Raw genomic sequence first — 9,121 nt, forward strand, 5'->3', positions numbered from 1 at the left:
TTTCATGGCGGATCAATTAATTCGCGCTACAGCAGCCGATGGTGGAATTCGTGCAGTCGGTGCAATCACTACTCGTATAACAGAAGAAGCACGACAGCGCCATCAGATGTCTTATGTTGCAACAGCTGCTCTGGGTCGGACTATGACAGCTGGCTTGTTGATGGCATCTAGCATGAAGCGAACTGGCTCTAGGGTCAACATCCGAGTCAAAGGTGATGGTCCTTTGGGTGGTATACTAATAGATGCAGGTCTAGATGGCACAGTGCGTGGCTATGTAGGCAACCCAGCAGTGGAACTACCCCCCAATGCTCAAGGCAAGTTAGATGTCGGTGGTGCAGTTGGTGATGGCTTTCTTTATGTAGTACGCGATATTGGTTACGGCTATCCCTACTCTAGTACAGTTGAACTTGTTTCTGGTGAAATAGGAGATGACGTGGCTCATTACCTAGTAACATCAGAACAAACACCTTCAGCACTAGTATTAGGTGTATTTGTAGAACCAAGTGGAGTGACACAAGCAGGTGGTCTACTAGTGCAAGTTTTGCCGAAAGCAGCCAGGGATGAAGCTTTAATCGAAACTTTAGAATCACGAGTTGCAGCTTTAAGCGGGTTTACGCCTCTGCTGCAAGCTGGTAAGTCTTTAACAGAAATTTTTCAAGACTTGCTGGGAGATATGGGAGTGTCGTTATTTTCCGAAACTCAAATACTACGTTTCCACTGTGCTTGCTCTTTTGATCGGGTTTTAGGAGCGCTAAAAATGTTGGGAGAAGAAGAACTGCAAGACATGATCATAAAAGATGATGGCGCAGAGGCAACTTGTGATTTTTGTGGGACAGTTTACCAAGCAAGTAGCGATCATTTAGCTCAATTAATCGTTGATTTGCAAGCAGAATCATCTGCTACAAGATAAGAGTATAAAATTATCCTGGGTTTCGAGGGTAGTAATGATATCTATGGAGATAGAACCATGCAAGAGGTAGATTTTTCTTGGTGAGAAAGTTACCATGGCAACAGCATAGTTGCGATTCAGAGCAAATCGCTATTAAACTACTTTGGTGTGAGAGATGACAGAACGGGATATTCCAAAAAGTTGGTCACTAGGCAAAGCCAGAGAGCCAGATATAACAACAAGATTATCCCGCTCAGGGCAATTAAATGAGACTAAAATGTCTGGTGTACCACCTGCCGACTCTAGCTCCAAGTCTGTGAAGCAGTCCAAACCAAACACTTCTGAACAACTACCTCCCAGTGGTCGTGGTTCTGGGAAAGTTCCACGCTGGTTAAAAAGCTGGGTTCTGTGGGTGCTGTTGTTAACATTAGTACCCGGAAGTATAGCATTTATGGCAACATCAATGCTGTTAAAGTTGCCATCTGCCCCGAATTGCCCATCTATTTTTTGGCCTTTGGCTAGTGCGTCAGTACGCTTACATTGTGCTCAACTAGCTGCTTCTAAACAAACTGTCAAAGACTTACTGCAAGCGATCGCTCTGGTGAAACAATTACCACAAAGCCATCCTTTACGATCAGAAATAGACCGTTTACTAGAACAATGGTCACGGGATATTTTAAAATTAGCTGACGAAAGTTTCCAACAAGGCAAATTAGAAGAAGCCATCGCCACTGCGAGACAAATCCCTGAAGACATGGCTGCTCATAAATTAGTAACAGAGCAAATTACCGACTGGGAAAAAATTTGGTCAGAAGCAGAGGGTATTTACCAACAAGCAGAAAATGAAATGCGCGAACAACACTGGCACGACGCATTTATGGCAGCTGCTAAATTATTACGAGTAGATAATAAATTTTGGTCAAGTATAAAATATGACCAATTAAATAGATTGATCACGACCGCACGGGAAGATGGCGATAAACTCGCAAAAGCGGAAAATCTTGCCCAAAGCGGTAGCGTAGATAATTTACTCAAAGCGATTAAAATTGCAGAGTCAATCCAAAAGGAAAGTTACGTTTACCAAAAAGCTCAAGAAGCAATCCCCCAATTTGGGCGCACAATGCTAGATTTGGCACAGAAAAGACTAGATAATCGTGAAGCCGATGAAGCCATCTCTATTGCTCAACAAATTCCTCTGAGTACAGGCTTACAGTCAGAAACAGAAGACTTCGTTGCGATCGCAGAAGCCCAAAGAAATGCTTGGATTGGTAATGTTGCTGGTTTAGAGACAGCAATTAGCCAAGCTCAACAAATTGATCCATCGAGAGCTGTCTACGACAAAGCACAACAGTTAATTGCGCGTTGGCAACTAGAAATTGAAGATGTCTCTAAACTGGAAAAAGCAAGGGAAATCGCGAGTCAAGGAACAATCAACGATTTAACAGCAGCTATTGCAGAAGCACAACAAGTTCCCGAAAACAACCCGCGTGGGGAAGAAGCAAGAGCAGAAATCAATGGTTGGGTTGCTCAAATACAGACAATCGAAGATAGACCTTATTTAGAACGCGCTGAAGAGATCGCTGTGTTAGAAGATATTAACTCTTTGGGTGCGGCGATCGCTGAAGCTAACCAAATTCGTCGAGGACGGGCATTATATAGAGAAGCACAGAGGAAAATTGCCATTTGGACGGCGAAGATAGAGCGCATAGAAGACCAACCTTACTTGGATCAAGCGCGAGAACTAGCTAGGAGTGGGAACCTTAGCGCCGCTATTAACGTTGCTCAACAAATACCTTCAGGTAGGGCGCTATCTGGTGAAGCACAAGCCGCTATAGATGATTGGCGATCGCAAATTCGCGCCCGCGAAAACTGGAAGAGAGCGCGAGAAGTGGCATTAACTGGTACTCCCCAAGCTCTAGCAGAGGCAATTAGATTAGCCAATCGAGTACCTCGTAGTAATATTTTAAGTAGTGATGCGAGCATTGCGATCGACCAATGGAGTCAGCAAATATTGGATATAGCACGCTCTCAAGGTGAGTCTGATATTTCCAGAGCGATCGAAACAGCCAAGCTCATTCCACGCAATTCGGCTGTTTACAATGCTGCACAAGAACAAATTCGTACTTGGCGCGAATTTCTGAATCCTGCACCTACACCAGAGCAACAATTTGACCCATTATTGCCAAATAGGTTTCAACCGCAGCAGTAATCTGAATTCCCTATGGGTGTAGGAATAGAATGAAAAATTATTCCACTTACACCCTCACATCCCTATACCCCTACATCCTTTTTCTGTGAAATCAGAAATCTAACATAATTCGGTTGAATTCATACATACATGTTATAAAAATGATTTAATTGCTAATTAGACAATTTAAAAACTTTCCTGCCAACTTTGAATTCGGCATGGATGATTTAATAATGAGCTATGATTTTTCACTGGAAAGTAATAATATGACCAAGGGTTTATTCTCGTCTGACCTGGTCGAGGAGACTTATGGGGCAAAAAAGATAAAATTGCTTGCAGAATAACCTATCATACTCTGATTGTGGTAAATATAGCCTTCCAGTGGCTGCAATATCAATAAATTTCTTGAATTTTTATATAGAGGCAATAATGACTAACATTACTAACTTTAATAAAAAAAACAATCAAAATCAAGCATTGCGGCACCAATCTCCATATCAGGAACAAAATCTTAGCCAGGGAGATAATCAAGATACAGACATTCAAATACCAGATTTTTCGGAAGAAAGTGCTATTTATAACATTTCAAATCGCGGTCGTATAGTTGTTTTGATTGATGGTTCCAACCTTTTTTATGCAGCTTTGCAATTAGGGATTGAAATTGATTACTCCAAACTACTGTCTCATCTCGCAAAAGGCGGTAAATTGCTACGTGCTTTCTTTTATAGTGGAGTTGACCGCACCAACGACAAACAACAGGGTTTTTTGTTATGGATGCGTCGCAATGGATATCGTGTTGTCACCAAAGATGTAGTTCAGTTTCCTGACGGCTCTAAAAAAGCCAATTTAGAAGTAGAAATTGCTGTAGACATGCTGACTTTGGCTTCCTACTGCGACACTGTAGTTTTAGTGAGTGGAGATGGAGACTTAGCCTATGCTGTCAATGCAGTTTCCTACAAAGGAGTGAGAGTAGAAATCGTCAGTCTGCACTCAATGACTAGCGAAAGTCTCATTAATTATGCCGACTGCTTTATTGATCTCGATAGTATCAAAGAAGAAATTCAAAAAGTTTCTAATACTAGTTATATGTAGTCATTAGAGACGCGATTATACTCTTACCTTGAAGCCGCTCTGACGAGCGTCTACGCGTCTGTACAATAGTAATTGGTCATTGGTCATTAGTTTTTCTCCCTTGTCCTCTTTGTCTCCCTTCCCTTGTCCCCGATCCCCGATCCCCGATCCCTGATCCCTGATCGCCCTATTTCGTCTGAAAAATATTCTGTACCATTTTTTTATCTGTATTTGCAGCAGCTTTGTCCAGTTCTGCAATCTCATGAGAGTTGAGTTCCCAACCTAAAGCACCAATATTATCTTGCGCCTGTTCTGCACTCTTGGCTCCTGGGATGGGAATTGCTCCTTTGCAGATGCACCAGTTGAGAGCTACTTGAGACATGGTTTTATTTCGAGATTGAGCGATCGCTCGCAAACACTCTAAAAGCGATCGCACTCCTGGTAATAACTGTCGAAACAATATTCCCCGGATACCTTTGGGAAACGGGCCTTGTTCAGAATATTTACCTGTTAATATTCCCAACGCCAAAGGACTGTAAGCAATTAATTTAATCCCCAGTTCGTCACAAACCTCCTTAATTCCCAGTTGGGTGACAGGATAAGTAGATAGTAATGAGTATTGAACTTGCAGAGTCGCAATTGGTATTCCTCGTTCTGCAAATTTTTTATGTACCTGTTTGAGCCGTTTCGAGCCGAAATTCGATAAACCTACTCCTTTCACCAAACCTTGTTCGTAGAGATCCGCTAAACCATTCAACAGCGCTTTTTCTTGCCAAGGAGCATAGTTAGCTGTAGACCAGTGCATTTGTACCAAATCCACATTTCTTCCCAAGCGTTCAGCAGAAGCTTGACAAGCTCGCACCATCGACTGGCGTGTCAATCTCCAAGGATAAGCAGCAAGTTTAGTCGCAATGCAAATATTTTCTTGATTTATACCTTGATATTCTTGAGTAAATTTTCCCAAAAGTAACTCACTACGACCATTTAATTTCCCCGTTCCGTAAGAGTCACCCGTATCAAACAAAGTCACACCATTACTCACACACAGGTCAAAGACTGCTTGCAATTGGTGATCCATACTTTCATCGTATCCCCATAGCAGCCGATTGCCCCATGCCCAAGTTCCACAACCCATTGTTGGCAGAAAAAGTTTTTTGTCATTTGTCATTTGTGATTTGTTATTAGTCATTGATAGAGACGCGAGGAACATCGCGTCTGTACTTTTTAGGCTTATTTACTTTCCAAAATTCATTATTAAACAATTCAATACATTCAATAAACTTATCCCTGGATTAAGTATTTCCCCTTCATGCGAAAGTGATACTAGGCACTAATGTGTTAGTTGCTGCGTCAATTATTTCACTGTGCTTAGTCTGCTTCAATTTCAAAAGACAGGCAGTAACTAGATTCGCACGGAATGAACAACTACTGATTAACCAGTTCGTAGACACGATGGCTAGTAAACTTCATCAACCAAGCAGACGATCGCACATGTGGGTAGATAAAAAATCAGACAAATCTCAAACTTGGTGGCGTCTTCGCAGGCGATCGCTGAAATTTCTTCTCCCACTACTTTTTTTAATCTCATTCTTGACGGTGTCCTTAAGCAACAACCTTAACTTTGCCACAGCACAGGTTCCTCGTCAGGAAATTCGTGGTGTGTGGATGACCAACAATGACTTTAACACCCTTAGAGATCGTGCCAAAGTCGAAAATGCCGTTAGTCAATTACGGGATTTGAACTTTAACACAATCTATCCTGTAGTGTGGAATTCTGGTTATGTCATGTATCCTAGCGCCGTAGCTAAACGCGAAGGTATTCAACCCTTTGTATTGCGAGGCTCAGACGGACATGATATTTTAGCAGACTTAATTAACCAAGCCCATCGCAAGGGACTACTTGCGATTCCCTGGTTTGAGTTTGGTTTTATGGCTCCCCAGATGTCCGAACTAGCCATGAATCATCCAGATTGGTTTACCCAAAAACGGGATGGTAGCCAAACTTCCATCAGTGCTGCGGGTGAGGTAATGTGGCTCAATCCCTTTCATCCAAAAGTCCAAGAGTTTATCACTAATCTTGTGGTGGAAATCGTCACTCAATATGATGTCGATGGTATTCAGTTTGACGACCACATGAGTTTACCCCGCGAATTTGGCTACGATAAATACACAACTGCCTTGTATACGCAGGAAACTAAAAAGAACCCACCCAGTAATCCTGAAGATGCAGCATGGATGCGCTGGCGGGCAGATAAAATCACAGCTTTTATGGTACAACTCAATCAAGCTGTGAAAGCCAGAAAACCTGGTGCAATTTTCTCTGTTTCTCCCAATTACTACGACTTTGCTTATAAATTCCAGTTGCAAGATTGGCTAGCTTGGCTCGATCAAAATATTGTCGATGAGCTGATCATGCAAGTGTATCGTCCCAATTTGCAAAGTTTCGTCGCCAAGATTTCCCGTCCTGAAATTCAACTCTCACAACAAAAGATACCAACTGGCATTGGTATTATGACAGGGTTGCGAAATAATCCAGTACCTATACAACAAATTAATTCCCAGGTGCGAGCTGCCCAAGAACGCGGTTTAGGTGTAGCTTTCTTCTATTACGAAAGCTTGTGGGAATACGCACCTGAACCACCAGACAAGCGACAAGCTGCATTTAGAACCTTGTTTGCAAATCCTGCACTCCGCGCCAGAGTTGAACAACCATTAGAAGCCACAATCAACACTCAACAGTAAACAGTTATCAGTGATCAGTTATCAGTTATATCAGGTTCGCTTGATTACTTATAATTCCCTTTGAACCCCACCCCGGCTTCGCCACCCCTCCCCGCTTGCGGGGAGGGGGTTGGGGGTGGGGTGCAATGACTGTGGGAAGTATAACTAATTATCCGAACCTGATATTATCAGTCAAAATTTTATACTTGTTAACTGATAATTGATAACTTTAGCCAAGTTATTATTCCTGTATTTAATTCTGCTGACATTTTCTGTATTTCTTACATGTTCCTCAAATTTTCTATTGATTGCGATCGCCCTACTCTTTCCCTCTCCCAGCTAGAAAAACTTGTTGAGCAGTTAGATTTAATTCTGGAAATGTTGGTGATACTATGCGATCGCTGTTCTTAAACTGAGTGACAGTGTACTCACCTTCAACTAGGGAATAGACCGATATAGTTGGTTGTTTAGGATTGCTAATAAATCGCTTACCGCCTAAAGCTAGGTAATCTACAATCCAGTATTCTAATATTCCAATTTCTTCGTATTTACCTAATTTTGTAAAATAATCATCACGCCAGTTAGTACTAACTACTTCAATCACTAAAGGAATTGATGACCCGTAAATTACAGTTGATTCCCTTTCCCAAAGCGGTTCATTTTGTAGTTGCGCTTGGTTAACAATTAGTATATCTGGTGAGTAAGCAGACTCGCTTTGTTGAGATTTAACCAATGCTGTTTTTGGTATGAGATAGGGGAGCTTTGATTGATAGCATTGAACACCCAGCTGTATTGATAAAAATCCTGTAACCTCTTCATGACCTCCTAGCGGCTGTGGTATTTTAATAATCACTCCATCATGCAATTCATAGCGTCCCTCATTAGGCTTCCACTCTACAAATTCTTCAAACGTCAAGAGTTTTGGTAAAGCTTGTGTCATTTTTACCTCCTTATTGGACGTTCATGCAGTGTCCTGTAATTCAACCATGTGCATTTTTCAATTTCATCAAGCCTTGGTTGACAATTTTTAAACACACAGCCAACCACACTAAACCTGCGGCGTAGCCAACCAACACATCAGTCGGCCAGTGTACACCGAGATAAAGCCTAGTCAAACCGATCGCACTAATTAAGCCAGCAGTCGAAGCAAAAATAAGCTGCTTATGTTGAGGAAATTGCTTGGCTAAGGTGTAACCAATAAAACCATAAATTACCATTGATACCATAGCGTGTCCGCTAGGAAAACTGTAGTGACCCACATTTACCAGATGATCCCACAGTGCAGGACGCGCTCTACAAAATAGTTCTTTGAGAAAAATATTCAAGCCGATCGCACCAACTACGGCCATACCCAAGCTGGTTGCTTCCCCAGGACGCTGATTGTACGCCGATCTAGTTCCCAATCCCAGACAAAGCAACAGCAAAAAAAGCGGATCACCCAAAAAAGTGATACTAAGCATGATCCGGTCTAAAACTGGCGTATGTAATTTTTGAATTGTTAATAAAATTACTTCGTCTAGCCCACATCTATGTAGTAATACAGTGCTGAAAACCAGGGTGGAAACAGCACCTGACACCAAAGCAAGTTCGCTACCAGCTTTGGCTAGTTCTTTCTCTACAGGTGTACTCAGGATAGGTAAATTCTTGTCTGGAGCTAGTTTTTGATTCTGTTTACTGTAATCTACAACAATTTCTTGGATCAGCCAAGCGATCGCATTTGCATTAATCTCAGGATGAAAAAGCACTAGAACATTTCCTGTCACAGGATTAGCACGAACTTGTGTGACAACTTTCTCCTCTGACAATCTAGATTCAAGGTACGTTTTGAAATCTGGTGAATCATACAATCCACTTACCTTATATCTAGCTCTACCTTTGACAGCAGTATGTATCGCTCGGATCAAAGAATTACCAGTGGAAAAATAATTAACAGAATTGCCCATTTTTAGAGATTGGAGATCGGGAATTGGGGAGTGTGGGGTGTGCTTGGAGTGGGAGAAGACAATAGAGAAAAATTGCCTCCTTGTCCTCCTTCCGGTCTTTATCTTACTAATATCCAATATTTTGAGTACCTAGACAGATCGAATGTTTATCAACATAGGTACTCAAGAAAACTAAACCTCGTCCATCTTGAAAAGAGGAGTTTTTCAAAAAGGACATTATGTAGGTTGGGTGGAACGGAGTGTAACCCAACATTAACCAGACTATAATGTTGGGTTTCGCTGTCGCTACACCCAACCTACAAAACTACA

The 9,121-nt window shown here is 41.8% G+C and carries 7 protein-coding genes; 4 read left to right on the forward strand and 3 right to left on the reverse strand.

Annotation, left to right across the window (positions count from 1 at the left end; genetic code table 11):
* Positions 1-4: 4 nt before the first annotated feature.
* The 3 genes from hslO (at position 5) to ACE1AT_RS19655 (ending at position 4,169) form a co-directional block, all read left to right on the forward strand.
* Entirely contained in the window at positions 5-910 is a 906-nt protein-coding gene (gene hslO, locus ACE1AT_RS19645) for an Hsp33 family molecular chaperone HslO (RefSeq protein ID WP_374871326.1), read from the forward strand.
* 154 nt (positions 911-1,064) lie between these two features.
* Positions 1,065-3,098 carry a chromosome segregation ATPase gene (locus tag ACE1AT_RS19650; RefSeq protein WP_374871328.1) on the forward strand — a complete coding sequence of 678 codons (2,034 nt, stop codon included), beginning with the start codon at positions 1,065-1,067 and terminating at the stop codon, positions 3,096-3,098.
* 408 nt (positions 3,099-3,506) lie between these two features.
* Complete coding sequence (locus ACE1AT_RS19655; RefSeq protein ID WP_374871330.1) at positions 3,507-4,169, forward strand: NYN domain-containing protein; 663 nt, start codon at positions 3,507-3,509, stop codon at positions 4,167-4,169.
* Positions 4,170-4,335: 166 nt separating this feature from the next.
* Here ACE1AT_RS19655 and ACE1AT_RS19660 read toward each other — a convergent pair whose 3' ends face one another.
* On the reverse strand, positions 4,336-5,316 hold the full coding sequence (locus tag ACE1AT_RS19660) for an aldo/keto reductase (protein WP_374871332.1): 981 nt from the start codon (positions 5,314-5,316) through the stop codon (positions 4,336-4,338).
* A gap of 284 nt (positions 5,317-5,600) precedes the next feature.
* On the opposite strand from ACE1AT_RS19660, the gene ACE1AT_RS19665 reads away from it, so the two are divergent.
* Positions 5,601-6,890, forward strand: coding sequence for a glycoside hydrolase family 10 protein (locus ACE1AT_RS19665; RefSeq protein ID WP_374871334.1), 1,290 nt, complete (start codon positions 5,601-5,603; stop codon positions 6,888-6,890).
* Between the two features lie 298 nt (positions 6,891-7,188).
* On the opposite strand, the gene ACE1AT_RS19670 is transcribed toward ACE1AT_RS19665, so the two are convergent.
* Positions 7,189-7,809, reverse strand: a complete 621-nt coding sequence (locus ACE1AT_RS19670; RefSeq protein WP_374871336.1) for a Uma2 family endonuclease — start codon at positions 7,807-7,809, stop codon at positions 7,189-7,191.
* 40 nt (positions 7,810-7,849) lie between these two features.
* Complete coding sequence (locus ACE1AT_RS19675; RefSeq protein ID WP_374871338.1) at positions 7,850-8,812, reverse strand: phosphatase PAP2 family protein; 963 nt, start codon at positions 8,810-8,812, stop codon at positions 7,850-7,852.
* Between the last annotated feature and the right edge of the window lie 309 nt (positions 8,813-9,121).

The organism is Pelatocladus sp. BLCC-F211, from assembly GCF_041928655.1.
Lineage (GTDB): Bacteria > Cyanobacteriota > Cyanobacteriia > Cyanobacteriales > Nostocaceae > Pelatocladus.

What these genes read in the sequence shown, in the direction of transcription:
- hslO (WP_374871326.1), top strand. Translation starts at nt 5, where the DNA reads ATGGCGGATCAATTAATTCGCGCTACAGCAGCCGATGGTGGAATTCGT.
- ACE1AT_RS19650 (WP_374871328.1), top strand. Translation starts at nt 1,065, where the DNA reads ATGACAGAACGGGATATTCCAAAAAGTTGGTCACTAGGCAAAGCCAGA.
- ACE1AT_RS19655 (WP_374871330.1), top strand. Translation starts at nt 3,507, where the DNA reads ATGACTAACATTACTAACTTTAATAAAAAAAACAATCAAAATCAAGCA.
- ACE1AT_RS19660 (WP_374871332.1), bottom strand. Translation starts at nt 5,316, where the DNA reads ATGACAAATGACAAAAAACTTTTTCTGCCAACAATGGGTTGTGGAACT.
- ACE1AT_RS19665 (WP_374871334.1), top strand. Translation starts at nt 5,601, where the DNA reads ATGGCTAGTAAACTTCATCAACCAAGCAGACGATCGCACATGTGGGTA.
- ACE1AT_RS19670 (WP_374871336.1), bottom strand. Translation starts at nt 7,809, where the DNA reads ATGACACAAGCTTTACCAAAACTCTTGACGTTTGAAGAATTTGTAGAG.
- ACE1AT_RS19675 (WP_374871338.1), bottom strand. Translation starts at nt 8,812, where the DNA reads ATGGGCAATTCTGTTAATTATTTTTCCACTGGTAATTCTTTGATCCGA.